We start from the raw sequence: 23,301 nt of genomic DNA, 5'->3' as shown, positions 1-23,301 counted from the left end.
TGGAAGAACATTCTAGTAATTTTGTTACAACATAAATGCGAGTTAGCTCGCGTTTATGCGGCCCAAGCTGGAAATGAGTTATGTATTTGACCGATTTCACCATACAAATAAAACAAATTTTCGCTGATGCTAGAAAAGTTATAGCTCACGTAAATAATGACACAGTGCTGCAAGCAGTTTTTGTTTGTTTTCATCATCTACGGTATTTTGAAGCAGATTCTCAAGCTTCAACAAATAATCTTGGTCGGCGAGGCGATTTTGACAAAATTCACGCCAGCGATGGGATTCTTGATCATCAAGTAATTCCGGATAATTGCGTGCCCTATAGCGGAACAGCATTTCAGGCATACGGACATCGTCAAATTGTAATTCGAGCGCGGCTAGATTCTGCGGTAAAGTGTGGCGAATGATTTCCATTTTAGCTTTATCAGCTGAACTAAAAAAACCACCAGAATACAACATTAAATCAGGATCAACGGTAGTACTTTCACCATCGTGCTCAAATAATTGTGCAAGTTTTTCCCTAAGCTCTGGATGATTCCTTAATCGCTTATATTGCTCCCTTGCGAATGCTTTATCGATATTAAGCCTTGAGGCCTGAGCATCGTCCAAAATTTTAGCCGAGGTAATAAAAGGGCATTTATTGAGATGGATTTGTTTTACTGGGATAGGCAATTCATCTTCGGCAAGTTCGGCTCTGGCGGTATACATCCGAGTTTTAATTTGTTCAATATTTAGATCAAACAACGGACTTAAATCCATTGCTAAATTAACGCAGATAACAGCATTTTTATTGGTTGGATGATGGGCAACGGGGGAAATTAATGTTGTGCAGCCATTACGTGCACTAATTTTTGAACTGACATGCGCCAAAGGTTGCATATTAAGCACATCGATTTGATCACTGACGGCTTGTTTGCGGCGCAGCTCAAAATAGTAGTGATATAACTTGGGTTGTTTTTCTCTGATGAGTTTTGCCATGGCGATGGTCGCATATACATCCGACATCGCATCATGGGCTTTCTCATGGCTTAACCCATTTGCCTGAGTCAGATGTTCTAATTTAAAGCTAGGCGAACCATCATCTTTTAGTGGCCAGTTTATACCGTCGGGTCTAAATGCATAACAAGCTCTGACTAAATCAATGATATCCCAACGAGAATTTCCGTTCTGCCATTCTCTTGCATAGGGATCAATAAAGTTGCGATAAAATCCGTATCGGGTCACTTCATCATCAAAGCGCAGAGAATTATAACCAGCGACACAAGTATTTGGTTGGCTGAAAAGAGCTTGGATACGACCCATAAACTCCGTTTCTGGAATGCCTTTTAAATTCGCAAGTTGTGGTGTAATCCCTGTGATCAAAATAGCTTCAGGTGAAGGTAAGTAGTCAGTAGCTTGCTTACAGTAAAAGGTTTCTGGTTCACCGATGATATTGAGATCTAAATCGGTTCGAATGCCTGCAAATTGTGCAGGTCTATCCCTTGCGGGATTGGCACCAAAAGTTTCATAGTCGTGCCAGAATATAGACTCGATTTTATTGTGTTTCATATTCATTAAAAATGGTTCTCTACACTACCTAACACAATGTTTTAATTGGTTTAAATGTGTTTCTTTGGTTTAAATCTATTTAATACGGTTTATTTTGTTGTGAGTGCATGTGAGTACACTACTGTGTACATATCACGCTCTGTGGCGTAATATTCAAAAATAATATGTACACAGGTATCTAAAATGTCTTTATCTGATACAAAGTTACGAGCAATTCTAGGCAAGCCATATACGGGTAAACCTGAGTTAGCAGACAGGGACGGCTTAAGCGTTAGAGTTACCCCAACAGGGACTATAACATGGCAGTATCGTTTTAGGTTTGAAAACAAGCCCAGTCGGTTAACACTTGGTCGTTATCCTGACATAACACTCGCTGACGCACGTAAAGTGGTACCCGAACTCAGAGGGTCAATTGCAAATAATATAGACCCACGCATTTTTTGGAAACAAAGAAATACATACCAAGATGCTATTACAGTCAGGGAGTGTTGTGAGAAGTTCTTGCAGGTTAGATCAGATGCACTTAAAAAAGGGACGATTAACAGCTATAAATCTTACTTTAATGCTCACCTTTTTGATGCTTTTGCAGATCGAAAAGTTGAGAGTATTACTCTAGGGGAGTGGATTGATTTTTTCGACAAAAAAGCCGCGGTGAGTCGAGTTAATGCAGGGGCGATATTGCGCCATTTAAAAACAGTGTTGAATTGGGCTGTTCGTCGGCAAATGATATCGGTTGTTGATGTGTTGCAACTTAGAGTGACGGATGTTGGTTCGCATTCTAAGGTGGGTTCTAGGGTGCTGACATTTAATGAATGCGGCAAGATCTGGCGGGAACTGGATAAGCGAAGGGCAACTAAAACAATCGTTAATGTGATTAAAGCTTGCATGCTGTCAGGTGCGCGGGTGTCTGAAATATTAAAATCTAAGCGGGACGATTTTGATTTAGACGCAATGGTTTGGACCGTACCAACTCAGTACAGCAAAACGAACATTCCAATTAGGCGACCGATCAGCGCGGCATTGCTGGAAATATTGCAAGAGCAATGGAATTTATACCGCTCGCCTTGGTGTTTTCCTGCTGCTGACGTATCAAAGCCAGCCAATATTAGTGCAGTGAATAAATTAGTTAGGCATATTAAGGATAATGTAGGCATTCCTGAATGGCGGATCCACGATTTTAGACGGACACTATCAACCAGAATGTCAGAGGCGGGAGTGTTGCCCCATGTCACCGAGAAGATGCTGGGGCACTTGTTGGGTGGGGTAATGGCTGTTTACAACAAGCATGATTGGCTTGAAGAACAGGCTGAAGCGTATGGGCAGTGGACCAGTAAAATTAAACTGGCAGCGCTAGGGGATAGAAACGTGGTGGTATTAGAAAGAAGGGCTTAAGCGGCTTGCTTTTGTTGCGCATCCCACTTGTCTAGTGAGTCTTTAGCGTAATGACGGCCGTTGTGAATTGGCTCAGGGAAGCCAGCGTCTTTGCGCCATTTCCAAAGAGTGACTTTAGATTTAATGCGATATCGTTCAAGTACTTCTTTAGTTGTTAAAAAAAGTGGTTCGTTTGTTGCTGTCTGCATCATACACCTGCCTTATTAATACTCATAACTTGCAGAGCGTGATTGGATATAAGCTCTGCCGCATCACTCATTACTTGAGATTCTTGTAGGTAATCATTGTTGAGTGCGTATTCGGACGCTTCATTAAGCACTTCCACTAATTCCGTCACGACACTTGCCTTGATTGCTTTAACCGCATCAACTAACAAACGTGGCGACTCTTGGCGTTGGTGCAGCATCATCGCGAAGTTGGCAACATCTTCAAATGTGCCTTCATTGCCTTTGCTTAAGTGCTCAACTAATAAGGTCGCCAAATACTCGCCTGAGCACAGCACTTGATCATTCCAACCGCTGCGGCCTTTGGCTCTGGCATATGCCATTTTTGAGCGCATTGCATTGGCGAATCTGTCAATGCTGATATCGTCGATATGCGTTGAGCGTTCCAATTCCATGGCCTTCACTTGGTCTTTCAATTGCTGAATCTCGGTACCCAGCTTTTGCTTAATATGCGCAAGATCGCTGGCAGGAACATAAACCCCCAAACCTTCAACATTGATTTTGGTTGATCCGTTGCCGTCTAATAACACTCTGCGTTTGGTTGTCATTACTCATCATCCTTCTCTATTTGAACTGGCAATCTTTCGCCGAAAGTTTCAAGTGCTACGTGTAAGCCAACTCGAAGGCCTTGAATAAACTTTTTATCAGTGATCGTTTGGTCTCCAAGCACCAGACTTTCAGTGCTTTTGAATTGCTCAAGCTGGTCTCTACACATCTGAAACCACTCCTCAAGCTGTTCGATTATTCGTGCTGCATCTGACGGAACAAAGCTTGACTCAACTGGTTCAAGCTCTAGATCTAAAGCATTTTTATTTGTCATCACTTACCTTCCTTTGCCAATTCCTCGGCGAGTTTTTTCATAAACTGTTGGCAGCTGCAGGCTTGTTTTCGTGGCAGGGCGTACCATTGCTTAAGCGCTTCGCGGATTGCGGTTGATTGCTTCATGCTGCCTCCCGCTTGCGTTTGGTGGTTGCCATTTTTATACGGGCTAACAGCAACACGGTTTCTTTAGCTTCGGGTAGCGCACGGCCTAAACCCATCTTATTGACAACGGCATGTTCTGCTGTGGTTACGAGCATTAAGTTGCTTATGTCGCAGTTGGTGCGGTCGTTATCGATAAACCATATTTTGTGATCGTCTGGCACTTGGCCGTGATGCTTTTCCCACTCGAGGATATGCTTTAAGCGCCACGTTCTTGGCTCAGCCACTTTAACCATGACAAAACCATCTTTATTGTCGATTCGCTCAGAACCTACAGGGCGATGGTTTTGCGGGGTAATGCCTTTTTTAAATTGGGTAGATGTTGAATTTCCGCCAGCTTGCCAGCCTTTCATCCCTGCATTCCACGTTTTTTGGCCTTTTACAAATCTGCCAGTTCGACCTGATTTCATGCCGTGATTACGGGTGAACGCGCGGATTTGATTAACTGTTTTTTCGGTACCGAAAACTTGGTTAAATTCGCTAGTGATTTGCTCAATTGTGAGGCTTTTGTATTTACGCTTTACCCACTCAAATTGTTCGTTTGTAAAGCTGCGCAATTTGCCTTTTGTGAGTTCACCTTGTTTGCGTCCACAAGCGATCCGATGGTTTGTGCAGGCAGCTTTTATCTGCTGCTCAGTTTTTTTGCAGCTAAAAGCAAAGTTAAACAAAGTTGTGGTTTCTGCTAGCGATTTTGCAACGTAGGTTGCGCGCAAAAATTCGAGCATTGCTGCCGTGTAGATAAACCTAGCCATTTTTGTTCTCCAGCATTTCAGGAAGTTTGCGTCCAATGGTTAACTCATTAGCGGCTAATTGGGCATCTAGCGCGAGTCGAGCGTTGGCGATAATTTGGCTTGAAATCTGCGTGACAGATTTAGAACGGTCGATCTCTTCACGCAGGTTTTCGCCTTTCAAATCTTCATCAGATAGGCGCTCTAACTGGGCGAACAAGTGATTATTTAGATCAATCAAAGTGTTTTTCATGCTGCCTCCTATGCCGCTTCGGCGGTTTGTGTGCAAAGCTCGTGGAGGTTTGCGCGGGTGAGTGCTTCGGCAAATTGCGGCGGTACCGAGTTACCAACTCGTGCGACTTGCTGCTTTTTGGTCGATTTGCCGTTGTAGTTGTTGATGATGTAGTCAGGGGTGAAGCCTTGGCAGGCGAATAACTCATGGGGTTCGAGCATGCGCATACCGATATCGATTATTTGATAGGGTTCACCCTTGATCATCACTAGGCCAAAGCGGTCATTGGTGGTGATGGTGTGCAGCGGTTCGTTACAGGCTACGCCGTCTTGCTCGTTGCCGTAGTATTTGATGAAGAACGCGCGCACTTCGCCTAGGTGTAAGCCGCCAGCGGTGATCGTGTGTGCGGGTTCGTCCATCGGGAAACCGATATTAGTGCCGCGCAGTTTGATCATGTGGCTGGTGATTAGCGCGTTATGATCAACTGTTGTCACCGTTGGCAAAGGGTTTTTTAGGTCATCACCTGGTCCCGTATAATTGCCGCCGTAATGCTTGCAGATATTGGCGGCAGTACGTGGCTCGAGTAATTCATCATCACCATAAAGCTTTACGTATTCTTCATAGCTACCACCAAAATTCTTTGTTTTGGCAAACCATTCTGTGAAGGTTGGGATGGTTTCGTTAACTTTCTTGATCACAGGTTGCACCACGGCAAAGTGACCGCCTTTTACTTGGGCGCAGATAGTTCGCAATGGCTCGTTAACTGGCATATTGCGTTGGCTGCTGGCGTTAGCGTGTTCAGTGATGAAAGGCGCTAACTGCAAATCATTTGGTACAATAAACGGCTCTTTGGCATCAATAACAAAGCGCTGAATGCCTTTGGCAATGCGCTTCATGGTGTTTTCAGCCAGTGGCTTTTTACGACCAAAGATTGATTTGCAGGGCAGTGACCAGTCGATGCATTCAGCAGCTGTGCGCCACGGTAGCAGCTTGCCCGATTTAACCGCTTCGCTATCCGGTGCGCCGTGAGTTGGCTCAGGCCAAACAATTGGCTGACCATCACAACGGGCGATCATGAATAGACGCTTACGGATAGTTGGGGCGCCATAGTCACAGGCCCGTAGCTCACGCCACTCCACCTTATAACCCAGCCCTTTAATCAATTTAGCGGTATCGAGCAAGCCTAAGGTTTCAACGCATTCCGCTAACGCTGGGTGATCTGCATCTATGCCAGTGCTCAACATACTGACAAAGGCGTTAAAGGTTTCGCCTTTGCGCTCAGGGCATGGGTGCATTGCATCAGTTACCGGGCATTGAATTAACGGCCCCCACGTTTTAAATTCTTCAACGTTTTCGAGCATCATCACGCGAGGGCGTACCTTCATTGCCCAGCGAATGGTTACCCACGCAAGGCCGCGAATTTCTTTATTCACTGGCTTAGTGCCTTTGGCTTTGCTGAAGTGTTTGCAGTCTGGCGAGAACCACGCCAAATCAACGGGTTTGCCTGCGGTGGCTTGCAATGGTTCAACATCAAATACCGATTCGCAATAGTGCAGCGTTTCGGGATGGTTGGCTGAGTGCATGGCGATAGCATCTTGATCATGGTTAATTGCGATATCAACGCTGCGACCTAGTGCCCAAGCCATGCCAGTTGAAGCTCCGCCACCGCCAGCAAAGTTATCTACGATTAAGCCGCGCATGGTTTTTTCTCCGTTGGCATGTTCATTACTAAGTCGTCAATGATTGAGTCGGTGGGATAACCGTCTAATCGTTGTCTGTTGGCTTCTTCGCAGAGTTCTTGGAATTGGATTTCAGTGGTTTCCTTTATGCCGCAACGCTCGAAAACTTCTTTGGCAATGTTCATCACTTCAATCGGCCATACGCTGTTTGAAACTGTGCTATCCCGAGCTATCTGTTCATCGATATCAATCTGTTCAGCTTCAAACTCACCTATTTGCTCACCTTCTTCGGCATCATCTGAACGCTGTTCGATAGTGCCTTGAATGTGACTATGGCTTTTACGCATTAGCGACACTGGGCCCTCTAGCATTTCATCGCGGTCAATATGTCGGTAGCGTGGATCACAGGGACGGCCAAAGGGATGGAACACCAAAAACATGGATCCTTTATTGTTACCATTGGCAGGTTTTTCAGTGACTGGATCGACAAATGATAAGCGTCCACCAATGACTAAATGCACTTCTTGGCAGTGTTCAACTGCGCGTTTAAACCAGCCTACAGATTGATCCATCATCACTAGCATCACGCAGCCTAAGCCTTTGGCTTGCCACTTAATTACCGTTTCGACAAATGGACCAATATTTGAGTAAGGTGGGTTCATCCATACGTAATGGCCTGTTCTTGCCTCTGGATGAGTCTCACCTAATGCATCGCTAGGCGCGCCAAACGCAGCGTGAAACCAGTTAGTTTCATGGGTGTTTTGTTGCTCAGTGATATAGCGCGGTGAACGGGCATTAATATCGCTTGCCGCTGCATCGAGCACAAAATGATATTGATGGTCGTAAAAGTCGTATACAGCACGAGGTGTGCGGTAGCTGTCTTTAGTGCTCATGTTATTTCCTATGCAAACTGCTTACGATGTTAAAGTGGTTGTATGAAATGGCGCCGGCTTTAAGTACGTTATTAGCACCAGAAATCATCAATCTCTTCCTTAACGACCACTCATCCATTAACGCTTCAAACCTAACTTGCGTTATTGTTCCCATAGGATCACTTTCTAAACTTTCATACTGAAAACATAAAGATGACCATCCTTTGTCTATTTCTGGTATGTCAGCTTCAGACATAAACTCTCTAAAATCTGTTAATTGTTCATTGAAGTACTTATGGGATATAGGTCCAACATCAGCAGCAATGCAGCCATTCCCACCTTGCCAAGCTCTTGGTTGTTGAATGTTCGTGTACATATTCACCTCTGATAACTGGCTAGTATTTTTTCGAGTTCAGCGATCCGCGCGTTGGCTGCGGCTAACTTGACGAGATGCTTTTCCCAGTCGATTTCTTTGATGGCTTCGATAGTGGCCGCAACTTCTTCGAGCCGTTCTTGTCCGCGTACAAAGTTCGAGAGTTGAACATCGTGCTTTATTGCTGCTCGCCATGGGGCGCTTTCCAGATAGGTGACGGTGTAATGCAGCGTCAGGGCTTTGATTAGATTTTCTGAGCTGATTTTGGTCAGTGACAGCATTAGCTCTATGCGCTTTGGTGATTCAAAGCCTGCAAGGAGAAGGTTCATGCTGCTTCTCCTTCAGTCTTGGCCTTGCTTATTTGCTTGGCGCGCTTAACCTCTTTGCAATTGCCATAAAGTTTAAAGCCACGGTCTTCGGCATCGGCTTGGGCGCAGGTGTAAGCTTCGTAAGGATTGAAACCCCAAGTGATACAGCCACAATGTGGGCAATTGCCACGAGCTTTACCTGTGGTTTGGCGAGTGCGTGGGCGTTTGGGTTTGCGAATGCCTGCAGCGGTGATCATGCGGCGTTCGTTGACGTTGGCGGCTTGAAAAGTACGGCGAGCGATGGCATCGATATCAGCCTTGGCGTAGATAGTGGTGTTAATGCCAACCCCAAGCGACTGAATATCTAGTGCATCTTGATAACTAAATATCGTCGCGGTGTTGTAATTAATATCGCTAAAGCCAAATTGAGATAGCCAATAAACATCGTTGCCATCCCAGTCGCCATTAATACAAATAACGTATTCATCACATTCTGACTTTTCGCCAGAATCGCCTAGGTACTGGCAATCAACGCGCACGGTTGCCAATTCATCCACAAGCTCTTTGCATAGCGGAACGTCAGTGTGACGGCTATTGAATTGGCGCTGTGCTTCTTCAATGGTGTAAACATGGGCCTTGTTTAAGTCGCTGGTGTAGCCGCAACCATCTTTAGCCCAAAAAAGGCAAGTGCTGCCGACATTGGTGCGCGAATCGCGCAGGTAGAATAATTGGCTCATGCTTTCACCTCTGGCGTGGTGAGTGACATGATCCAATGGCGTAATTGGATCATCTGCGGGCAAAACACCATTGATTCGACATAGGTGTAAAGCTTTGGATAGTCGTGCTGCTTACGGGCGATAAATGCCCGTGCATCGGCTTCGGTAAAACAGGTTTTAATAACTTCTTCCGTTTCTTGAAGGTGAAACTTTTTAAGCGGATCAGGTAGCTGGTCGTAATCTGACTCAACATTAAAGTCGTCGATAAATGATTCAATAAAGATTTCTGAAAAAGCCTCAAGATTATCAATGTCAGCGCTTACATCAATAGCTTCTAACCATTGATCGCACCATCCCAAGTCGTTTTCAGCTAACCATTCGGCCAGTGCTTGCTTATCGCATTTATCAGAGCGATATAGCGCGGTGGCATCGCCATCGGTATCAACAATCTCCCAGTGATGTTCGTCATAGCCTTCTTCGGTAGGCAAATAGCGCTTGCAGCGAACTTGCCAGATAGGTTCGGCGGTGCAGCGGTTATCCTGCTGGTGCATTTGCTGTGACATTTCAAGCAAGAATGCAGGGATTTCGATTTGTTGGCTCATGTGACGTCCTTATCTTTTAACCAGAAAACGGTGCAGGCCTTTGGCAGCACGGATGGCAACGGCGCGATTGGTGGTGAATTTGCCGCCTGGCAACATCCAACCGTGTTTATCTGCAACGATATGGCCTAGGCCGATTTTGATATCGCGGTGTTGGGGTTTGTCGTGGGTTAGCATGCTGCGTCCTCCTGCTTGATGATGGGCAGTTTTGCCGCTGCTGCGCGTACTGCTGCGGCGGCTTCTTTGCCATAGCCCCAAATGTCGCCGTTATCTGGGTTGCGGCGAGAAGGCGCTATCCAGTCGATATCTAACTGGATACCTTTGTAGATGTAGTCGCGTATAGCACACACTAAATCTCGCAGTGTTCCACCATGACTAAATCCATGCCACTTGCGCCCCAAATGGGTATAGATTCTTACTTTTGTGTATTCATCGACAAACCACACTTTGCCGTTTTTATCGAGTTCAAACGTGGCAATAACGCCGTTGCGCTCGAAGAACTTGCGGCCATGCTCGGAGATCACTTTGATGAGTGCGTTAGCGTGTTCAACGCGCTCGGTGATGATGGGCTCTGGCAAGTCGTAATAAGAGTCGCAGCCGCATTTAGGGCAAACGCAGTTATAAAATCCATTTGTTGCATACACTTCTTCTAACTGTGATTTTGTACCAGTCCAGCGGCAGGTGCGGCGACTGCATTCGATACGTTGGCTCATGCTTTCACCTCAACTTTTGCGGCTTGATAAGCACTTTTTACGGCTTCATATTCGCTGCCAAATATCTCGGTCGCATCGATAAGACTAAGGCGGGTATCGAGGTAAATAACGTCATCGTGCAGGAACAGCGAAAGCGGGGCGAATAAGCAGTCACCCCAATTTGTACCAATCGCTTCTAGTAAAGGTATGCGTGAAACTTCTACTGGCATCATGGCATTGTATTTAGCTCTGATAGCTTCTAACGCTTCACGATCTGCCGCTTTCGGCTTGCCGCATTTGGGTGATGAAGCAAAGCAATTCGCCGCTTTAGGCTTGAACCATAAATGATTGTTTTCAAGCTGGTTGAAGTTGTGAAAGTTAATGCCAGCACACGAAATACTTTCAACGCGATTGCTAAAAATAGGTTTGCCACCAAAGTGGTCGGCTAATTTAGTCGCTTGCTCAATCAAGTTTGCTTTAGCTGCATCAAAGGCTTTGAATGCTTGCACTGCTGTTTCATTGGTAATTTTGTAGTAACTCATATCGATTCTCTCTGCTCTGTTTTTACTGCACTTAGGGTTGCGTTACGCGGCGATTTCGCCGTTGTAGACTTGCCAAGAGATAATTTCTTTCTTGGTCTTGGGGTTAACCTTGCCCGTGGGTTTGCGGTAACGAACGTGCAGGTCGCGGCATTGGTCCTGTTTTTTGCTAGCTCAATGTATTGCGCGCAGAGCGCTGGAGTTGATAGCGAGTGAGATAGCTTTTGTGGCTTCATTTTTTCAAACTTGGCCAAAGCCATTTCATTCAGCTTGGCTTGGTATTCCGTTGGGCTGAGTTCGCGGCGGTTTGGGTGTGCGCCTTCGTATAGGCTGCACTTTTTAGCCGCTTCTTTTTTAGCTATGGTCATGGACACGCCGTATACAAAGAACATGGTTAACTCCAAACTGGTGATTGCTCACTAGGCTGATAGATGGAATAGGGTTGGTTTGCGTTGAACTTGTAAGGATTACTTACACGTTCACATTGGGGCTTAACTTGGTGTGCTGGCGAGCCGTGCATATTCAGCGTTGAGCAGGTCTTGCGCGCTGCGCTGGCCGTGTTTTTGCTTTATCTCTTGCCAGCGTTCAATCAGTCGAACCCAAGTGTGTTTAGATTCGGGATAGTCGATGATCAGCTGGTTTAACTCGGCTATCGAGCGGTCGCAGTAAAATACCATGGCGTTGCCTTTGGCTTGGCGTTCTTGGTCAAGCTCGCTTGATAGCATGGCGACTAGGGCGTCGCTGGTGGCATGGGCTTGTGCATCAAACATGGCGATATCTCTTAAAATCGGCTGTCTTAATCATTGGCTGCTTTGCGTGGTTAAAACTGCGGTTGAGCCAACTGATAGTTCTATCGCTTACCGTGATATTGATTGCTGGTGGCTCGGCGATGCGGGTGAGTTTTACGCGTCCGCTGCGGCTGACTTGGATATTGGCCACTTCGTTTAATGCGGTGGTTTTTAACGGACCTTCATCCAACTTGGTGACGTGGAAGCGCTCGCGGAAGGCATAGCTGCAAACATGGCTTTGCAAATAAGCCTCAAGGTCGTTTTTACGCTGGATAACCGTTGGGCAATGCATTAGGTCTGGCAATTGGGCGAGGCGACAAGCAATGCTGAGGTGTAACAGAAGTTGCGATTCTACGGGTAGCAGTGGGGCGCAGTGATGCGCTGCGATTGGGTGGGGCATAGGTCACCTCGCATAGGTTGTATTAGGTTAAGGGTTGTTTGGTTGGTTAAAGCGGGTTGGTTAGAACAAGTCGAAGGGGATTAGCTTGGCTAATAGCATTAGCACTAGGTCGATAAAATCAGGTTGTTGAGCTTTCATGGCTAGGCATTCCCTTTTTTTACTTCATTAGCAAAAAGCGTTAGTTCTTGACTTAAACCTTCAAGAATTTCTACAGCAGCCACTTCGCTAATAGATGGATCTGTAATAGCAAACTGAATTCTCAGCATTGCTTCAGCTCCAGCGTAAAATGATCTGCGCATTTCCTGTTTTTGATATGGCGAAGCATCTTTAGGGACAACCAATTTAGAAAAGGAATTCCATTGTTCTTGCACCGTGTTCATGCAAATTTACTCCAGCAGCATTTTTTAAATTTCTTGCCGCTTCCGCATACACATTCGCGGTTGCGCATACTGTTTTTTCGTTGACTTTTAGTCATCGGTTGCAGTTCATTGAACTGTTGTTCACTTAGCGGGATAAGAGGCGCTCCTTGTCGCTCCTCCATTGCTAACAATTCAGCTTGCTTAAGCCTGTAAAGTTCTCCTCTTGTGTCCATATTTCCTCACTATTAAATTGTTGCGTATTGCTTATTTGAACTATCCGGTTATTCCGGATAGTTGGGTTTAAACGGTGCCGGTTACGTCATCCGGCGGCCTGAACCCGTCCTGTGCCGCAATCTTGCCGCTAATAACTGGTGCTCGACTTTCAGGCGTTCGTGCTGCTTTACCAGTGGGCCCTTGCTTATTAACCCTAACCAGATCCAAAGCTGGCTCGAGAACTACGCTCGACTCGGGGCGCAGTCATAACCTGCGCTTGTAAGTGGCCGCTTCTAACGGCTGGTTAGTCACATTAGCTTATCCTCTGTTTGAGCCCCTGCGGATAACGCAGCAGACTTGCTAGGTAGTCGAATGTCTTTTAATGATAAAAACCACTATCAAAATCAAAAAACAGATATAAAAAACCATTGCAATGCTGTTCATCACTTCTGAAAGTGTGAGTCCAAATACCACAACAGCATTAAAATCCTCTGCAACCGTAGTGGCGATAAGCAGCATGATATGCACTAAGTAATATCTGAATCCTGTAACCCAAGGCTCAATGAATTTCATGGTTTACTCTTTATTGATTTCAAGATTGGCTTTATCGTTGGCTCTCGCAAGAACCAACTGTAAAACCTTGTTCTTACCTAACCGCCAGAACGGGGCGGGGCTATACACATATTTGGGTCATGCGCGCAGTAAAACCATTCAGTACCTGTTCTTATGGGCTCTTCCCACTCAAACAGTCCGGTCGCCAATAGCGGTGTATAGGTCTGTTTACGCGGATTACTATCCTCCGCCGCGTGTTCCTCGGAGTAACCTAGCTTGGTTCCCTCATAAATGAGGGTGCCAAGGTTAGTTGTTCATGGGCCTGTCTGTTAAAGAGCGTGATTAGAATCTTTTCATTTCCGTTCTAATCGATGCGTTAAATGTACATAATGTATATTTTGGCGTCAATACAAAATGTACATTTATTTTTTTGTTTAGTGTATTATTGGTATACCAGCAAGGTGGAACTGATGTAGATGTACAAAGTGTTATGTCTAAAAACACCATTTCTTGATTGGTTTAAGAAGATATTTGGTTGGATTCTGGAGGGGGTAATCATGGATAATAATCAATGCACCATTATTAAGTTGTCGGGTTCGCTAGCTAAAAAATTCGGGCGTGAGCACAAGCGCTACTTAGATACTGGTACGACGACAGAGGCATTTAGCGCGATTAAAAACACTCTGCAAGGTTTTGAACAATTCATTAAAGAACAAGCAAAGCTTGGCCTGCGTTATGCGATTTTTCGTAATGGAAAAAACACAGGCGAAGATGAATTTGGTTTGGCTGGGTCGCGGGAAATCCGGATTGTGCCTGTAATTGGTGGCAGTAAACGCGGTGGAGTACTTCAAACGATAATTGGGGCTGTGTTAATAGTCGCATCGTTTATACCAGGCTTACAGATGTTAATGGCACCTGGTATTGCGCTGGTAGCTGGCGGTGTGGTGCAAATGCTTTCACCTCAAGCCAAAGGGCTAAAGGGTCGGGAGGCATCGGAGAACGCGCCTAGCTATGCTTTTGGTGGCGCTGTAAACACGACGGCTGCGGGGAATATTGTTGGTATTGGTTACGGTAAGCGCCGCATTGGTGGCGCAATTATTAGTGCTGGTATTTATGCTGAAGATATAGCAACCACTAAGCGCCCGATACAATCAGGCGGTGGCAATGGAGGCAATGGTACACAAGAGCCATAACATTATCTTTTTTTGATAAACCCGCTTAGGCGGGTTTAAAAATAAATTTTATTTAGGTTTTATCCTTCAATTAGCTCCATAAATTCATCTTCATCTAAAATTTGAATATCAAAGCCTTCATCAATCAGATCTTGTGCTTTTAGTTGCTTACTAGATATGCCGCTTGGGCCAACTAGACTTTCATCCTGTTCACCAACGACAAGATAATCAGTCTTTTTAGATACGCCTGATTTAATTTCAAGCCCGAGTTCTGCGGCGGCTTCAAAGGCTTCGGCTCTGGTCATTGATAGTTCGCCCGTAAAGACGATGGTTTGGCCGTATAGTTCACCATATTCATTGGGTGGGTAAGCTTTATGATCAGCGCCTTTGGTTTTACCAAATGCTGATTTAGGTTTGATTTCGTTAATATGCCCAAGGGTGACTGCGGCACACATAAACACTCGGCCAGCGGCAATGGCATCAGCTTTAGCGCGATGTGCTTCATCAAGCGGAATATTACAGTGCTTGGCTACCGTAGCTAATTTGTAGTTAGGTAAACTAAATGCTGCCTTTGCCAGATTTAATGCACAGTGATACTGGTTATTGAGCACGATGCCAACATTAGCGAACTCAGCATCTAAAAAGCCTTTATCAAACTTGGCATTGTAGGCCACGATAGGTAGATCACCGATAAATGCTTTTAAGTCTTGCGCGAGCTCTGCAAAGGGCGGCTGGTCTACCAGCATCTTGTTGGTGATGCCTGTGATATTGGTTATTTTGCGCGGTACTTTTACCGCAGGATTGATCAATGACTCAAATACAGGGTGATCGTTAGATAGGAGATCAAATTTGATTGCGGCAATCTCTATTATCTTGTCCGTTTCAGCCTCAAGCCCCGTGGTCTCGGCATCTAATGCGATAAATTTGGTAGGGATGTAGGGGTGTTTTGCTAAAAACTCTGCGGTTTCTTTATCCATTTTACTATTCCTTTAGTCTTTATAAGTACCGCCAGCTAATATTTGCAGACCTGCACCATCATAGTTAACATGAATTCTGTATATTTTATGCTTATCTAATTCAAGAAAGGCTTCATAGTGATTTGTGCCACCATCAAAAGAGCACAGTGCCGCACCTGAGTTAGTCACTTTAAGCATGACTCTATTATCATCTGTTCTAAAAGTTGACTTTTCACCTGACTCGAATTTGGCAGCAAGTTGTTCATCAATATAAAGGTCTGCATAGCAGCCGCTACCAGTCCATCCACTATCTCTGATAACGGTAAATGAGTATTTCCCTTGCGTTTTTAGCGCCACTCTATCTTCAGGAACATTTTTGGCTTTATCGTAGCTAACTGATGAAGTGGCGCAGCCGCCGAGCATAAACAGTACTAGTGAAATAGTGATCATTCTCATGGTAATAATCCATTATCATTAAAATTATAACTAGCTAGAAAATCTTAATTTTAGCATCCACAACAACACCAATAATTTTACAATTCCCATTTATTGGTAGCGTAGGGTATGCGTTGTTTAGTGGCTTAAGGAACTTTTGCCCAGCATCCACTACCAACTTTTTAAATGTGGCCTCATTAACATCAGTTAGCTTTGCGACCACAAATGACCCATTCAGCCTATCTCGATCTGGATCAACAAGTATCAATGTCCCTTCAGGAAAGCTAACGCCAGATGGAGATGTCATTGAGTCACCAATCACCCGCAGCCAAAAACAATGTTCACTTGTTCTTTCGGTTGTTTCATACCATTCGTCTGAAGCTGATGCTGGTGATTCCTCAACGGCCTCTGACCAAACCCCCGCTTTTACATAGCTAATAACAGGGAATTTTTTTAGGTATTTGGTAGATAAATTAGCATTGCTAACATTAACTAGCGCTTCGTCTGGATATTCAAGCATTCCATCTGAATGCAATACCAGTGAGTCTAAATTAAGACGCTTTAATATTGATGCGATCTTACTTAACGAAGGTTCTCTTCTTCCATTAAGCCAATGCCCCATTCCGCCAGGAGTTACTTCTTCTAACTCAGCAAGCCTTTCTTGGGTAATCCCAAGCTCTTTCATTCTGGATTTAACCAGCTCATTCCACTTCATTTTCATCCTTAAAATGTACGATATGTACAAAAACAATCAATAAACATAATGTACATTTATGTTGATAACGAAATATACATAATGTACATTATGGAAAATTCCATTATTGAGGTAGCTATGCAGCATATCCGTCAAGTTCGAGTAAAAGCAGGTATCTCGGTAAAAGATATTGCGAAGTTAATTGAGACTGATGTTTCAAGCTTTTATCACTATGAAAAAGGGAGGAGAACACCCGATTTCACTCAGTGCTGGAAGATTGTAAACGCTCTAAATCAACTCGGAGCCAAATGCACCTTCTCTGATGTATTCCCTAACCCTATTGAGAATAGTGACGGAAAGGTTGCTTAACTGCTCTTGTTAATAGCAAGGATATCTAACTGTATGACTAAAAACACATTAAAGCGCGAAGCTCTTTCATGCTCCGATCCACTCTATGCCGCCCATGCGCTGGGGCACGATTACGGTGTAGATAAGCTAGCGAAGGATTTATTCCAACAGCCCGGGGTGATGTACAACAAATTAAACCCTGAGAACGACAGCAATCACTTGTATTTGCGCGATGCGATTCATCTGACTGAGCTAGCTGATGATGACCGCATTTTATCGGCATGGTGCCATAGCCGTGGTGGGGTGTTTGTAAAGCTGCCAGAGTCGGTTAACTGCGATGAAGAGTTAAGCGATCAGTTACTGCTGATTAGTGAGCAAATGGGCATTGCACTCGCTGAAATACGCGACTCCCGATCTGATGGGGTGATTACACCAGAAGAGTTTGAGTGCATTAGCCGAGAGCTTAACAAAACAGTACGCGAAGTTATTTCGCTTAAAGCGGTAGTGAGTAGCCAAGTGCGGGAACTGCCTTGTCCTTGTCTTCAAGAAAGCCATCGTGATGGTGTAATTCACAAAACAAAGCTTAGCGATCCATTTCCATTAAATGAATTTATAAAGAGCGCACAGCATGAGTGATGTTATTGATGATGCCGCAATCGAGCATGAAGCGCATATCAAAGCTGCTTTATCTGTTCGCCAACCTACGCTGCCTTTTACTGGCCTGTGCCATTACTGCAAGGCAACTGTTTCAAATAATCAACATTTTTGTGATGCCGACTGCCGCCACGATTACGAGCGGTTAAAGGCTAATGGGAGAGTGTGATGGCAGGTAGAAATATAGTCTTTACTCCACGGTTTAACGCAAATCACTTAACTGATAAGTCCTGCGAAAAATATTGCACCGACATACCTTACACGCCTGAAGAAGATGAAGCGTTTGCGCGGATTCAGCGCAATCAAGATATTGCTTTGCTGGCGAATGTGATCAGGCAGTCACCGACGACTAGTGCTGAGGGTATTGCGGCGCGGGTGTTGGATGCTGGGTATCAGTTTTCAGGTAGTGCGGTGCGTTTTAAATAAGAAAGCCCACTAGAGCTGTGGAGGCCGTGGGCTTAATACCAAGTGAGGCAATAACAATGGTACTGGAATCAATTGATAGCGTCAATCATGGCGCTGGTGGCAGTAATGTGGTGCCGTTACGGCCCGTTGCTGACAATAAACAGCATGCGCGGGGTGGGGTGGTGAAAGCAGATTTGGAAGATGGTTATTTAAGACTCTCCAATACGCTGGTGGACGCCCTGTGCCGCACTAAATTAAGCGATCGTGAGAGTCGGGTGGTATTTGCTGTGATCCGTAGAACCTATGGTTATGGCAAGGCCACTGATTGGGTTTGCTTAGAGCAATTAGCCGACATGACGGGGATTACAACGAGCAATATTTGTCATGCAATTAAGTCGCTTACTGCGCGCGATATCATCATAAAAGACGGTCGTAAAGTTGGCGTTAACCCGATTGTTTCAGCGTGGCAAGACAAGAAATCCCATTCAATTAACGGTAAAAAATCCACTGTTAAAACTGACAATATTATTGTCGATTCTGACAATGCCATTGTCGAAACCGACAGCGTAGATTGTCAGAACCGAGAGATACAAAAGAAAGACATTAATACAAAAGAAATACAAAAGATCTCTTCGTCGCACATTGCTGACGCAATGGCCGACATGCAGGTTAAGCCCGATGCTGCGATTCAAACTCCTAACGGCAAGCTTTGGGGCACTCAAGACGATTTAACCTGTGCTGAGTACATCTTCAACAAAGTGCTGATTGTTAACCCCACTGCTAAAAAACCTAACTGGCCTGATTGGGCAAACCAAGTGCGCTTGATGCGTGTGCAAGACAACCGCACTCACCACGAAATCTGCAAGCTGTTTAAGTTTGCCAATACCGACTCGTTTTGGGCGAGCAATGTGTTATGCCCAAAAACCCTGCGTAAACAATGGGACAAACTAAACGCCAAACTGCTAGCGAGATCATCAAATGAAACCACTGCAAACGATTCTGCCGCAAACAATCAACGCTATGAGAACCCAACAGCACGAGTCTTCCGCGAACTACGGGAAATGGCAGAGCAACTCGAGCAGTCAACAGATCACCACCGTGGTGGCCACACAATTGATGCCGACTATGAACATGTACAGCCGTGATTTTAGCAATCGGTTTGGTGCTGAGCTTGGCAGTGTAGTGGCGGAGTTTGTTAGCAAAATTGGCGAGGCAGGTTTGAGTGTTAGTGAGGTGATGATCGGTATTGAGGCATTTAAACAACGCGCAGCGACCGCGCCTTGGAGCGTTAACCCCGCTGAGTTTGTAGCGATGTGTACGCCTACACCTGAACAACTTGGTTTACCTAACGCTGAACAGGCTTACCGCGAGTGTTGCGCCCATGGTCGCTGGCCGAGTGAGCACAAGTGGAGCCATGGCGCTGTGTTTGCCGCAGGCCGTGAAACAGGTTGGTATGAGCTGCAAAACCGTACTGAGCAGCAAACATGGCCCTTGTTTAAACGTAATTACGAGGTGATGTGCCGCCGTGCAGTGAAGGGCGAAAGTTTTGATGCCTGTATCCCTAAGGCGCTTGCCGCCCCAGTAAACAAACCTGTTGAAAGCCAAAAGGCTTGCTCGATTATCGCTGATTTGCGCCAAAAGTTTGGGCTAAGGACTGCCAATGGCTCTGGCAATTAAACACTTACCAGATGATGCACCGGATTTTTATAGCGCGATTGTGGCGCCTACGTCTGTTGATACTGCTGCTAGTCAAGTCGTGCAAGAGGCGGTTAACGATGCGGAGTTATTTGTACCAAAAGCGGTGACTGCCGCTGAGTTACGCGCTCAAGGTTTTTTGCGTGAACGCGAACAGCCGCAAATGTGGCATTGCCGCGGTGGAGAGTCGGACATTGAGAAGATTGAAAAGCATATGTCGGTTATCCCCGCGGAGTTTAAACATTCCGTATCAATCGAGTATGAGCGCTTATTTGCCATTGGTGGGCGCCTTGGACGTAAACAAGCCAATCAGTTTTTAGTAAGGCAGTCAAAGCGGTTTAGAGGGGTAGCGGTGTGATTCGTATTGGTATTGATCCTGATCTCACTAAAAGCGGCGTAGCCACTGTGGTGGACGGCAAGATCCAGCTGCTTAAAAGCATGAGTTTTAGTGAATTGATTGAGTTTGTGGTTTGCAGTGCTGCGAGTTCGCCTTGCACTGTGTTGCTCGAAGATGTGGATAACAAAAAGCCAGTATTTGCCAGCAAGTTAAAGCGGACCGCCAAAGGCCAAAACCCATTGCTTGCCTACGTTGGTCATGCCCCAAGCCAAGGCGGTAGTGAATTTAAGATCAATATGAGCAAGGCCGAGGACTTGGGCAAAGTTAAAGCCACAGCCAGATTGATTAAAGAAGTACTCGAGGACAAAGGGATTACCGTGACCTTAGTTAAACCGCTGCGTGGCCCTGTTAAACAGGCTAAGGATAGCAGTGTGTATTTTAACAAGATCACTGGCTGGACTGGCCGAAGCAATGCGGATACTCGTGATGCCGCACTGATTGCCTTGTTTGGTAAGGGGGAATGATGACAACTCAAAAATTATCGTTTGATGAGCGCATTGAGAAAGCGGTCGCATTTTACGTTACTCAAAAGTTATCAATTATTGATTCTGCCACCCGTGCTGACGTTAGTCATGGCGCGCTTAACCGCGCACTTAAAAAGCGTGGAGTATTCCGTGATAGAGCAGTTTTGGGTGCTCAAAATCTTGAAAAAGCCATTGCGTTATACACCAGCGGTTATTCCATTGTAAAAGCAAGCAAAGAGGCTGGTGTAAGTAACTCGACGCTCAGTAATGCGTTATATGTGAGAAAGCTGTTTAGGGAAGATGTAGTGCGTAAGCCAGACAGTACTGTGTCGCGCATTGATCCGCTGGAATCTGCTGAAAGCAGAGTATCGAGTATGACGCTGAGCATTATTCACAAAAGAGCGGCACAACATCAAAGGGCTGGCAGATGATATCGATAGAACGCTTATTTGAGTTGTTGTCACCACGCGGTGTTGCCATTGGCGCAGCAGTCGGTGGCAAAGGGGTTTTTAGTAAGGAGGATGCCATGGGTGTTGTTGCGCAGGTACAGGGTAAGTACCCCGTTGGGGTGAAGGTGCTAGAGGCAAGCATTTGCGGCGATGTGGATGCCGAGGATGTGCTCGTTAAGGCGCTATGTAAGCAATATGAAGTGGATTTTAGACCCGTTGCGGCCTCGGCACTGGCAAAGCTAGCAGTGAATGAAGTGTGCGGTACCCGCACTTGCCCTAAGTGCAAAGGAACAAAACTTAACTATCACCGCAATGATGATTGTAAGCACTGCGGCGGTACAGGAAAGATGTTGAATACGGTTGAACAGTTGACTAAATCGTTTTGTGATTTGAGTGGCGCCAAGATCACACCAGAGCAATTTAGCCAGCATTTTTACGACAAGTATATGAGTGGTGTAGATGCTCTGCATCAGCACGAACATGATGCCGCTCGCTTTGCTAAAAAAGTACTGCGCCTCGTTGGCGAAGAAATGGGGCTGGCAGGTTGATGATTGAAACTGTAAGCGATTTAGTTAAACGGCTTAAAACTGAGGCAGAACAACTCGAGTCTATCGGCTCGGTTGATCTGGCCTGCGGTGTTGAGGCGGCGGTGAGGGTCATCTGCAATGAACTCGATGGACACCTGCCCATTGGCAATGCTGATTTACAGCGGATTGAGCCGTTAGAGCGGATAAATAAACGCTTAATGGCAGTGCTGGCAAAGCAGTCATCGATTAATGAGCGGTTTGATTTGCACTGTAAACAGCAGGTGTTATCAACGCCTGAGTATCAAGCGCTGGTGAGTGCTAAAAACAGGATCCATCAGCAAATTAACGCATTGCCTAAGTGTGATGAATGCAATGGCAAAGGCAAGGTCAAGCCGATGTATGTGTTTTATCAGTGCCATCAATGTGGTGGAACTGGCGTTGATTTAGCCGCGAATAGCGAGATGATTAAGCTGCAGCAAGCATTGATATTGGCTGAGTTTGAGTTGATTGAAAAACTGATTGCTGCGCTTTTTAATGTTGGGTTATCAGCTGCTGATAAAGAGGCTATATCGGTTGAGTATTTTTACGCGGATTGCCGCACTAACCTGAGGTGCGACTGATGGCTATTGCCTGTATTGCCTTAAGTGATGCCGCCATTAAACGGGCTGTTGCCGATCACTCGATTACCGAAATTAGGGACCCACGTTATCCGCTACGGTTGCGCCTGGGGAGTTCGCGCAGTCGTGGCAGTTGGTATTTAGTCACCAATAAAGAGGGTAAGGCAAATTGGTCAAAGGTGGCGAACTGGCCGTTGGTGAGTGCTAAGGCCATGCTGGATGATTTACCGTCGCTCAGCATGCAGCATAGGCAAGATCAGAGTGTGAAGGTGAATACCTGGCTAAGTTGCGGTGGCTTATTGAATTGGTATTTAAGCCGGTCACAAACAGATACCAGTTTATCGTTGAAGCGCAAACGCAACATCAAGTGCGCCATCGCTAAGCACTTATTGCCGGTGCTTGGTGAGGTGATGCTGAGCGAGCTCAATCATCATAAAGTCGATGAACTATTAATTTGGCCACTGCAAGCGCGTTATTCTATTGGCAGTGTTCGCCAGTATTACGCCGTGCTGCGCAAGGCATTTAAGCAAGCGACGGTGCTAAAGCTGATTAGTGATGATCCGTTGGCATCGTTAAGCTTTACGGATTTTATCGCTACACCCATTGCGACCAAACCACCGCAATTACAAGCAACTGATTTACCTAAACTACTGAGTGACCTTGATACTGCCAGTGATAGCGCGGCGTTGCTGGTATTTATTATGTTGGCCTACGGTACCCGCATTGGCGAAACCCGCTTGCTTAGGTGGAGCTATTACGATGAACCCAATGCCAAGTTGGTGATCCCCGCCAATATCACCAAAACCCACGCTCAACTGACTATCCCAATCTCTGGCCTGATGGCCGATGTATTGCGCTGGCATAAGTCAATGCAAGCTGCTGCAGGTTATCGAGGTGGGTACCTATTTCCGCACCCATGCCGTAACACTGGGTTAGATGAACGTGGCGCTAATAGTTTGGTTAAACAAGTGAGTAGTGGTGAATGGACCGCCCACGATTTACGCAAGTTGGCTCGCTCATGTTGGGCTGATTTGGGTATCGATTACATGGTGGCCGAGCAGATGTTAAACCACTCCATGACCAAGCTAGACCAAGCCTATATTCACACCTATTTAGCTGACCAAAAGCGTGAGGCTATCGAGCTTTGGCATAAGCATTTGCTATCGATACATCACCTATTTGCAGAGCGCATTTATTCATGAATAGTCAAGACAGTTTCAAGATAGAAAATAATAGTAAAACAGCTTAAAGCCTTGTGGGATATGGCTTGCAGGGCAATTTATGCATCTT

The 23,301-nt window shown here is 45.6% G+C and carries 39 protein-coding genes; 14 read left to right on the top strand and 25 right to left on the bottom strand.

Annotation, left to right across the window (positions count from 1 at the left end; all coding sequences use genetic code 11):
• Positions 1-138: 138 nt before the first annotated feature.
• Positions 139-1,557 (bottom strand): exodeoxyribonuclease I, encoded by a 1,419-nt coding sequence (gene sbcB / locus SPUTW3181_RS13245; protein ID WP_011789814.1) that lies wholly within the window; start codon positions 1,555-1,557, stop codon positions 139-141.
• Between the two features lie 177 nt (positions 1,558-1,734).
• Here sbcB and SPUTW3181_RS13240 point away from each other — a divergent pair, with 177 nt between their 5' ends.
• The gene (locus SPUTW3181_RS13240) at positions 1,735-2,943 is read left to right on the top strand and encodes a tyrosine-type recombinase/integrase (RefSeq protein WP_011789813.1); all 1,209 of its coding nucleotides are present in this window, start codon (positions 1,735-1,737) and stop codon (positions 2,941-2,943) included.
• Here SPUTW3181_RS13240 and SPUTW3181_RS13235 read toward each other — a convergent pair.
• From SPUTW3181_RS13235 to SPUTW3181_RS13130, 21 genes are all read right to left on the bottom strand, one after another.
• The gene (locus tag SPUTW3181_RS13235) at positions 2,940-3,134 is read right to left on the bottom strand and encodes a helix-turn-helix transcriptional regulator (RefSeq protein ID WP_041408216.1); all 195 of its coding nucleotides are present in this window, start codon (positions 3,132-3,134) and stop codon (positions 2,940-2,942) included. The two genes, SPUTW3181_RS13240 and SPUTW3181_RS13235, sit on opposite strands and share 4 nt — an antisense overlap.
• On the bottom strand, positions 3,131-3,715 hold the full coding sequence (locus SPUTW3181_RS22000; RefSeq protein WP_011789812.1) for a hypothetical protein: 585 nt from the start codon (positions 3,713-3,715) through the stop codon (positions 3,131-3,133). The genes SPUTW3181_RS13235 and SPUTW3181_RS22000 overlap by 4 nt, the downstream gene beginning before the upstream one ends.
• Positions 3,715-3,987, bottom strand: coding sequence for a hypothetical protein (locus SPUTW3181_RS13225; protein ID WP_041408215.1), 273 nt, complete (start codon positions 3,985-3,987; stop codon positions 3,715-3,717). The genes SPUTW3181_RS22000 and SPUTW3181_RS13225 overlap by 1 nt, the downstream gene beginning before the upstream one ends.
• Positions 3,987-4,112 (bottom strand): hypothetical protein, encoded by a 126-nt coding sequence (locus SPUTW3181_RS22240; RefSeq protein ID WP_011789810.1) that lies wholly within the window; start codon positions 4,110-4,112, stop codon positions 3,987-3,989. The genes SPUTW3181_RS13225 and SPUTW3181_RS22240 overlap by 1 nt, the downstream gene beginning before the upstream one ends.
• Complete coding sequence (locus SPUTW3181_RS13215; protein WP_011789809.1) at positions 4,109-4,900, bottom strand: HNH endonuclease signature motif containing protein; 792 nt, start codon at positions 4,898-4,900, stop codon at positions 4,109-4,111. Before SPUTW3181_RS13215 ends, SPUTW3181_RS22240 begins: the two co-directional genes overlap by 4 nt.
• A complete protein-coding gene (locus SPUTW3181_RS13210; protein ID WP_011789808.1) occupies positions 4,893-5,129 on the bottom strand; it encodes a hypothetical protein in 237 nt (78 codons plus the stop codon). The genes SPUTW3181_RS13215 and SPUTW3181_RS13210 overlap by 8 nt, the downstream gene beginning before the upstream one ends.
• An 8-nt stretch (positions 5,130-5,137) precedes the next feature.
• Complete coding sequence (locus tag SPUTW3181_RS13205) at positions 5,138-6,808, bottom strand: DNA cytosine methyltransferase (protein ID WP_011789807.1); 1,671 nt, start codon at positions 6,806-6,808, stop codon at positions 5,138-5,140.
• Complete coding sequence (locus tag SPUTW3181_RS13200) at positions 6,796-7,680, bottom strand: phage N-6-adenine-methyltransferase (RefSeq protein WP_011789806.1); 885 nt, start codon at positions 7,678-7,680, stop codon at positions 6,796-6,798. Before SPUTW3181_RS13200 ends, SPUTW3181_RS13205 begins: the two co-directional genes overlap by 13 nt.
• A gap of 1 nt (position 7,681) precedes the next feature.
• Positions 7,682-8,035 carry a hypothetical protein gene (locus SPUTW3181_RS13195; protein WP_041408214.1) on the bottom strand — a complete coding sequence of 118 codons (354 nt, stop codon included), beginning with the start codon at positions 8,033-8,035 and terminating at the stop codon, positions 7,682-7,684.
• Positions 8,036-8,037: 2 nt separating this feature from the next.
• Positions 8,038-8,361, bottom strand: coding sequence for a hypothetical protein (locus SPUTW3181_RS13190; protein ID WP_011789804.1), 324 nt, complete (start codon positions 8,359-8,361; stop codon positions 8,038-8,040).
• Positions 8,358-9,077 carry a hypothetical protein gene (locus SPUTW3181_RS13185; protein WP_011789803.1) on the bottom strand — a complete coding sequence of 240 codons (720 nt, stop codon included), beginning with the start codon at positions 9,075-9,077 and terminating at the stop codon, positions 8,358-8,360. Before SPUTW3181_RS13185 ends, SPUTW3181_RS13190 begins: the two co-directional genes overlap by 4 nt.
• Positions 9,074-9,658, bottom strand: a complete 585-nt coding sequence (locus SPUTW3181_RS13180; RefSeq protein WP_011789802.1) for an ead/Ea22-like family protein — start codon at positions 9,656-9,658, stop codon at positions 9,074-9,076. Before SPUTW3181_RS13180 ends, SPUTW3181_RS13185 begins: the two co-directional genes overlap by 4 nt.
• A gap of 9 nt (positions 9,659-9,667) precedes the next feature.
• The gene (locus tag SPUTW3181_RS13175) at positions 9,668-9,832 is read right to left on the bottom strand and encodes a DUF1317 family protein (RefSeq protein WP_011789801.1); all 165 of its coding nucleotides are present in this window, start codon (positions 9,830-9,832) and stop codon (positions 9,668-9,670) included.
• Positions 9,826-10,368, bottom strand: a complete 543-nt coding sequence (locus SPUTW3181_RS13170; RefSeq protein ID WP_011789800.1) for a hypothetical protein — start codon at positions 10,366-10,368, stop codon at positions 9,826-9,828. Before SPUTW3181_RS13170 ends, SPUTW3181_RS13175 begins: the two co-directional genes overlap by 7 nt.
• Positions 10,365-10,889 (bottom strand): hypothetical protein, encoded by a 525-nt coding sequence (locus SPUTW3181_RS13165; RefSeq protein ID WP_011789799.1) that lies wholly within the window; start codon positions 10,887-10,889, stop codon positions 10,365-10,367. Before SPUTW3181_RS13165 ends, SPUTW3181_RS13170 begins: the two co-directional genes overlap by 4 nt.
• Complete coding sequence (locus tag SPUTW3181_RS13160) at positions 10,886-11,278, bottom strand: hypothetical protein (RefSeq protein WP_227498118.1); 393 nt, start codon at positions 11,276-11,278, stop codon at positions 10,886-10,888. Before SPUTW3181_RS13160 ends, SPUTW3181_RS13165 begins: the two co-directional genes overlap by 4 nt.
• A 99-nt stretch (positions 11,279-11,377) precedes the next feature.
• Entirely contained in the window at positions 11,378-11,656 is a 279-nt protein-coding gene (locus SPUTW3181_RS13155) for a hypothetical protein (protein WP_011789797.1), read from the bottom strand.
• The gene (locus SPUTW3181_RS13150) at positions 11,649-12,074 is read right to left on the bottom strand and encodes a hypothetical protein (protein WP_011789796.1); all 426 of its coding nucleotides are present in this window, start codon (positions 12,072-12,074) and stop codon (positions 11,649-11,651) included. The genes SPUTW3181_RS13155 and SPUTW3181_RS13150 overlap by 8 nt, the downstream gene beginning before the upstream one ends.
• 140 nt (positions 12,075-12,214) lie before the next feature.
• Positions 12,215-12,454, bottom strand: coding sequence for a hypothetical protein (locus SPUTW3181_RS13140; RefSeq protein WP_011789795.1), 240 nt, complete (start codon positions 12,452-12,454; stop codon positions 12,215-12,217).
• Positions 12,451-12,522, bottom strand: coding sequence for an SEC-C metal-binding domain-containing protein (locus tag SPUTW3181_RS22345; RefSeq protein WP_227498161.1), 72 nt, complete (start codon positions 12,520-12,522; stop codon positions 12,451-12,453). Before SPUTW3181_RS22345 ends, SPUTW3181_RS13140 begins: the two co-directional genes overlap by 4 nt.
• Before the next feature lie 484 nt (positions 12,523-13,006).
• Entirely contained in the window at positions 13,007-13,219 is a 213-nt protein-coding gene (locus SPUTW3181_RS13130; RefSeq protein ID WP_041408212.1) for a hypothetical protein, read from the bottom strand.
• A gap of 536 nt (positions 13,220-13,755) precedes the next feature.
• Here SPUTW3181_RS13130 and SPUTW3181_RS13125 point away from each other — a divergent pair.
• Positions 13,756-14,391, top strand: a complete 636-nt coding sequence (locus SPUTW3181_RS13125; RefSeq protein WP_041408211.1) for a tail assembly protein — start codon at positions 13,756-13,758, stop codon at positions 14,389-14,391.
• 59 nt (positions 14,392-14,450) lie between these two features.
• Here the strand turns inward: SPUTW3181_RS13125 and SPUTW3181_RS13120 are convergent, their stop codons facing one another.
• From SPUTW3181_RS13120 to SPUTW3181_RS13110, 3 genes are read right to left on the bottom strand one after another with little or no spacing between them, the layout of a single operon-like run.
• Complete coding sequence (locus SPUTW3181_RS13120; protein WP_011789793.1) at positions 14,451-15,347, bottom strand: exonuclease domain-containing protein; 897 nt, start codon at positions 15,345-15,347, stop codon at positions 14,451-14,453.
• A gap of 12 nt (positions 15,348-15,359) precedes the next feature.
• Positions 15,360-15,782 carry a hypothetical protein gene (locus tag SPUTW3181_RS13115; RefSeq protein ID WP_011789792.1) on the bottom strand — a complete coding sequence of 141 codons (423 nt, stop codon included), beginning with the start codon at positions 15,780-15,782 and terminating at the stop codon, positions 15,360-15,362.
• Positions 15,783-15,816: 34 nt separating this feature from the next.
• The gene (locus SPUTW3181_RS13110) at positions 15,817-16,476 is read right to left on the bottom strand and encodes a LexA family transcriptional regulator (RefSeq protein ID WP_011789791.1); all 660 of its coding nucleotides are present in this window, start codon (positions 16,474-16,476) and stop codon (positions 15,817-15,819) included.
• A 90-nt stretch (positions 16,477-16,566) separates the two neighbouring features.
• On the opposite strand from SPUTW3181_RS13110, the gene SPUTW3181_RS13105 reads away from it, so the two are divergent.
• Genes SPUTW3181_RS13105 through SPUTW3181_RS13050 form a run of 12 tightly spaced genes read left to right on the top strand, consistent with a single transcriptional unit; the run spans position 16,567 to position 23,213 of the window.
• Positions 16,567-16,824 carry a helix-turn-helix transcriptional regulator gene (locus SPUTW3181_RS13105; protein ID WP_198133639.1) on the top strand — a complete coding sequence of 86 codons (258 nt, stop codon included), beginning with the start codon at positions 16,567-16,569 and terminating at the stop codon, positions 16,822-16,824.
• Between the two features lie 33 nt (positions 16,825-16,857).
• Positions 16,858-17,439: a phage regulatory CII family protein gene (locus tag SPUTW3181_RS13100; RefSeq protein ID WP_011789789.1), complete on the top strand. Its 582-nt coding sequence runs from the start codon at positions 16,858-16,860 to the stop codon at positions 17,437-17,439.
• Entirely contained in the window at positions 17,432-17,626 is a 195-nt protein-coding gene (locus SPUTW3181_RS13095) for a hypothetical protein (RefSeq protein WP_011789788.1), read from the top strand. Before SPUTW3181_RS13100 ends, SPUTW3181_RS13095 begins: the two co-directional genes overlap by 8 nt.
• Positions 17,626-17,883, top strand: coding sequence for a hypothetical protein (locus SPUTW3181_RS13090; RefSeq protein WP_011789787.1), 258 nt, complete (start codon positions 17,626-17,628; stop codon positions 17,881-17,883). The genes SPUTW3181_RS13095 and SPUTW3181_RS13090 overlap by 1 nt, the downstream gene beginning before the upstream one ends.
• Before the next feature lie 56 nt (positions 17,884-17,939).
• A complete protein-coding gene (locus SPUTW3181_RS13085; RefSeq protein ID WP_011789786.1) occupies positions 17,940-19,007 on the top strand; it encodes a replication protein in 1,068 nt (355 codons plus the stop codon).
• Complete coding sequence (locus SPUTW3181_RS13080; RefSeq protein ID WP_227498117.1) at positions 18,988-19,539, top strand: replication protein P; 552 nt, start codon at positions 18,988-18,990, stop codon at positions 19,537-19,539. The genes SPUTW3181_RS13085 and SPUTW3181_RS13080 overlap by 20 nt, the downstream gene beginning before the upstream one ends.
• Positions 19,523-19,915, top strand: a complete 393-nt coding sequence (locus tag SPUTW3181_RS13075) for a hypothetical protein (protein WP_011789784.1) — start codon at positions 19,523-19,525, stop codon at positions 19,913-19,915. Before SPUTW3181_RS13080 ends, SPUTW3181_RS13075 begins: the two co-directional genes overlap by 17 nt.
• Positions 19,912-20,418: a hypothetical protein gene (locus SPUTW3181_RS13070; protein WP_011789783.1), complete on the top strand. Its 507-nt coding sequence runs from the start codon at positions 19,912-19,914 to the stop codon at positions 20,416-20,418. Before SPUTW3181_RS13075 ends, SPUTW3181_RS13070 begins: the two co-directional genes overlap by 4 nt.
• On the top strand, positions 20,415-20,849 hold the full coding sequence (locus tag SPUTW3181_RS13065; RefSeq protein WP_227498116.1) for a hypothetical protein: 435 nt from the start codon (positions 20,415-20,417) through the stop codon (positions 20,847-20,849). Before SPUTW3181_RS13070 ends, SPUTW3181_RS13065 begins: the two co-directional genes overlap by 4 nt.
• A complete protein-coding gene (locus SPUTW3181_RS13060) occupies positions 20,846-21,415 on the top strand; it encodes a TIGR02642 family protein (RefSeq protein WP_011789781.1) in 570 nt (189 codons plus the stop codon). Before SPUTW3181_RS13065 ends, SPUTW3181_RS13060 begins: the two co-directional genes overlap by 4 nt.
• Positions 21,415-22,014 (top strand): zinc finger-like domain-containing protein, encoded by a 600-nt coding sequence (locus tag SPUTW3181_RS13055; RefSeq protein ID WP_011789780.1) that lies wholly within the window; start codon positions 21,415-21,417, stop codon positions 22,012-22,014. The genes SPUTW3181_RS13060 and SPUTW3181_RS13055 overlap by 1 nt, the downstream gene beginning before the upstream one ends.
• Entirely contained in the window at positions 22,014-23,213 is a 1,200-nt protein-coding gene (locus tag SPUTW3181_RS13050; protein WP_011789779.1) for a tyrosine-type recombinase/integrase, read from the top strand. Before SPUTW3181_RS13055 ends, SPUTW3181_RS13050 begins: the two co-directional genes overlap by 1 nt.
• Positions 23,214-23,301: the final 88 nt, after the last annotated feature.

The organism is Shewanella sp. W3-18-1, from assembly GCF_000015185.1.
GTDB lineage: Bacteria > Pseudomonadota > Gammaproteobacteria > Enterobacterales > Shewanellaceae > Shewanella > Shewanella putrefaciens.
Note: the sequence above shows the minus strand (reverse complement) of the source record. Positions and strands in the feature narration are given on the sequence as shown.

What these genes read in the sequence shown, in the direction of transcription:
- sbcB (WP_011789814.1), bottom strand. Translation starts at nt 1,557, where the DNA reads ATGAATATGAAACACAATAAAATCGAGTCTATATTCTGGCACGACTAT.
- SPUTW3181_RS13240 (WP_011789813.1), top strand. Translation starts at nt 1,735, where the DNA reads ATGTCTTTATCTGATACAAAGTTACGAGCAATTCTAGGCAAGCCATAT.
- SPUTW3181_RS13235 (WP_041408216.1), bottom strand. Translation starts at nt 3,134, where the DNA reads ATGATGCAGACAGCAACAAACGAACCACTTTTTTTAACAACTAAAGAA.
- SPUTW3181_RS22000 (WP_011789812.1), bottom strand. Translation starts at nt 3,715, where the DNA reads ATGACAACCAAACGCAGAGTGTTATTAGACGGCAACGGATCAACCAAA.
- SPUTW3181_RS13225 (WP_041408215.1), bottom strand. Translation starts at nt 3,987, where the DNA reads ATGACAAATAAAAATGCTTTAGATCTAGAGCTTGAACCAGTTGAGTCA.
- SPUTW3181_RS22240 (WP_011789810.1), bottom strand. Translation starts at nt 4,112, where the DNA reads ATGAAGCAATCAACCGCAATCCGCGAAGCGCTTAAGCAATGGTACGCC.
- SPUTW3181_RS13215 (WP_011789809.1), bottom strand. Translation starts at nt 4,900, where the DNA reads ATGGCTAGGTTTATCTACACGGCAGCAATGCTCGAATTTTTGCGCGCA.
- SPUTW3181_RS13210 (WP_011789808.1), bottom strand. Translation starts at nt 5,129, where the DNA reads ATGAAAAACACTTTGATTGATCTAAATAATCACTTGTTCGCCCAGTTA.
- SPUTW3181_RS13205 (WP_011789807.1), bottom strand. Translation starts at nt 6,808, where the DNA reads ATGCGCGGCTTAATCGTAGATAACTTTGCTGGCGGTGGCGGAGCTTCA.
- SPUTW3181_RS13200 (WP_011789806.1), bottom strand. Translation starts at nt 7,680, where the DNA reads ATGAGCACTAAAGACAGCTACCGCACACCTCGTGCTGTATACGACTTT.
- SPUTW3181_RS13195 (WP_041408214.1), bottom strand. Translation starts at nt 8,035, where the DNA reads ATGTACACGAACATTCAACAACCAAGAGCTTGGCAAGGTGGGAATGGC.
- SPUTW3181_RS13190 (WP_011789804.1), bottom strand. Translation starts at nt 8,361, where the DNA reads ATGAACCTTCTCCTTGCAGGCTTTGAATCACCAAAGCGCATAGAGCTA.
- SPUTW3181_RS13185 (WP_011789803.1), bottom strand. Translation starts at nt 9,077, where the DNA reads ATGAGCCAATTATTCTACCTGCGCGATTCGCGCACCAATGTCGGCAGC.
- SPUTW3181_RS13180 (WP_011789802.1), bottom strand. Translation starts at nt 9,658, where the DNA reads ATGAGCCAACAAATCGAAATCCCTGCATTCTTGCTTGAAATGTCACAG.
- SPUTW3181_RS13175 (WP_011789801.1), bottom strand. Translation starts at nt 9,832, where the DNA reads ATGCTAACCCACGACAAACCCCAACACCGCGATATCAAAATCGGCCTA.
- SPUTW3181_RS13170 (WP_011789800.1), bottom strand. Translation starts at nt 10,368, where the DNA reads ATGAGCCAACGTATCGAATGCAGTCGCCGCACCTGCCGCTGGACTGGT.
- SPUTW3181_RS13165 (WP_011789799.1), bottom strand. Translation starts at nt 10,889, where the DNA reads ATGAGTTACTACAAAATTACCAATGAAACAGCAGTGCAAGCATTCAAA.
- SPUTW3181_RS13160 (WP_227498118.1), bottom strand. Translation starts at nt 11,278, where the DNA reads ATGTTCTTTGTATACGGCGTGTCCATGACCATAGCTAAAAAAGAAGCG.
- SPUTW3181_RS13155 (WP_011789797.1), bottom strand. Translation starts at nt 11,656, where the DNA reads ATGTTTGATGCACAAGCCCATGCCACCAGCGACGCCCTAGTCGCCATG.
- SPUTW3181_RS13150 (WP_011789796.1), bottom strand. Translation starts at nt 12,074, where the DNA reads ATGCCCCACCCAATCGCAGCGCATCACTGCGCCCCACTGCTACCCGTA.
- SPUTW3181_RS13140 (WP_011789795.1), bottom strand. Translation starts at nt 12,454, where the DNA reads ATGAACACGGTGCAAGAACAATGGAATTCCTTTTCTAAATTGGTTGTC.
- SPUTW3181_RS13130 (WP_041408212.1), bottom strand. Translation starts at nt 13,219, where the DNA reads ATGAAATTCATTGAGCCTTGGGTTACAGGATTCAGATATTACTTAGTG.
- SPUTW3181_RS13125 (WP_041408211.1), top strand. Translation starts at nt 13,756, where the DNA reads ATGGATAATAATCAATGCACCATTATTAAGTTGTCGGGTTCGCTAGCT.
- SPUTW3181_RS13120 (WP_011789793.1), bottom strand. Translation starts at nt 15,347, where the DNA reads ATGGATAAAGAAACCGCAGAGTTTTTAGCAAAACACCCCTACATCCCT.
- SPUTW3181_RS13115 (WP_011789792.1), bottom strand. Translation starts at nt 15,782, where the DNA reads ATGAGAATGATCACTATTTCACTAGTACTGTTTATGCTCGGCGGCTGC.
- SPUTW3181_RS13110 (WP_011789791.1), bottom strand. Translation starts at nt 16,476, where the DNA reads ATGAAGTGGAATGAGCTGGTTAAATCCAGAATGAAAGAGCTTGGGATT.
- SPUTW3181_RS13105 (WP_198133639.1), top strand. Translation starts at nt 16,567, where the DNA reads ATGGAAAATTCCATTATTGAGGTAGCTATGCAGCATATCCGTCAAGTT.
- SPUTW3181_RS13100 (WP_011789789.1), top strand. Translation starts at nt 16,858, where the DNA reads ATGACTAAAAACACATTAAAGCGCGAAGCTCTTTCATGCTCCGATCCA.
- SPUTW3181_RS13095 (WP_011789788.1), top strand. Translation starts at nt 17,432, where the DNA reads ATGAGTGATGTTATTGATGATGCCGCAATCGAGCATGAAGCGCATATC.
- SPUTW3181_RS13090 (WP_011789787.1), top strand. Translation starts at nt 17,626, where the DNA reads ATGGCAGGTAGAAATATAGTCTTTACTCCACGGTTTAACGCAAATCAC.
- SPUTW3181_RS13085 (WP_011789786.1), top strand. Translation starts at nt 17,940, where the DNA reads ATGGTACTGGAATCAATTGATAGCGTCAATCATGGCGCTGGTGGCAGT.
- SPUTW3181_RS13080 (WP_227498117.1), top strand. Translation starts at nt 18,988, where the DNA reads ATGAACATGTACAGCCGTGATTTTAGCAATCGGTTTGGTGCTGAGCTT.
- SPUTW3181_RS13075 (WP_011789784.1), top strand. Translation starts at nt 19,523, where the DNA reads ATGGCTCTGGCAATTAAACACTTACCAGATGATGCACCGGATTTTTAT.
- SPUTW3181_RS13065 (WP_227498116.1), top strand. Translation starts at nt 20,415, where the DNA reads ATGATGACAACTCAAAAATTATCGTTTGATGAGCGCATTGAGAAAGCG.
- SPUTW3181_RS13060 (WP_011789781.1), top strand. Translation starts at nt 20,846, where the DNA reads ATGATATCGATAGAACGCTTATTTGAGTTGTTGTCACCACGCGGTGTT.
- SPUTW3181_RS13055 (WP_011789780.1), top strand. Translation starts at nt 21,415, where the DNA reads ATGATTGAAACTGTAAGCGATTTAGTTAAACGGCTTAAAACTGAGGCA.
- SPUTW3181_RS13050 (WP_011789779.1), top strand. Translation starts at nt 22,014, where the DNA reads ATGGCTATTGCCTGTATTGCCTTAAGTGATGCCGCCATTAAACGGGCT.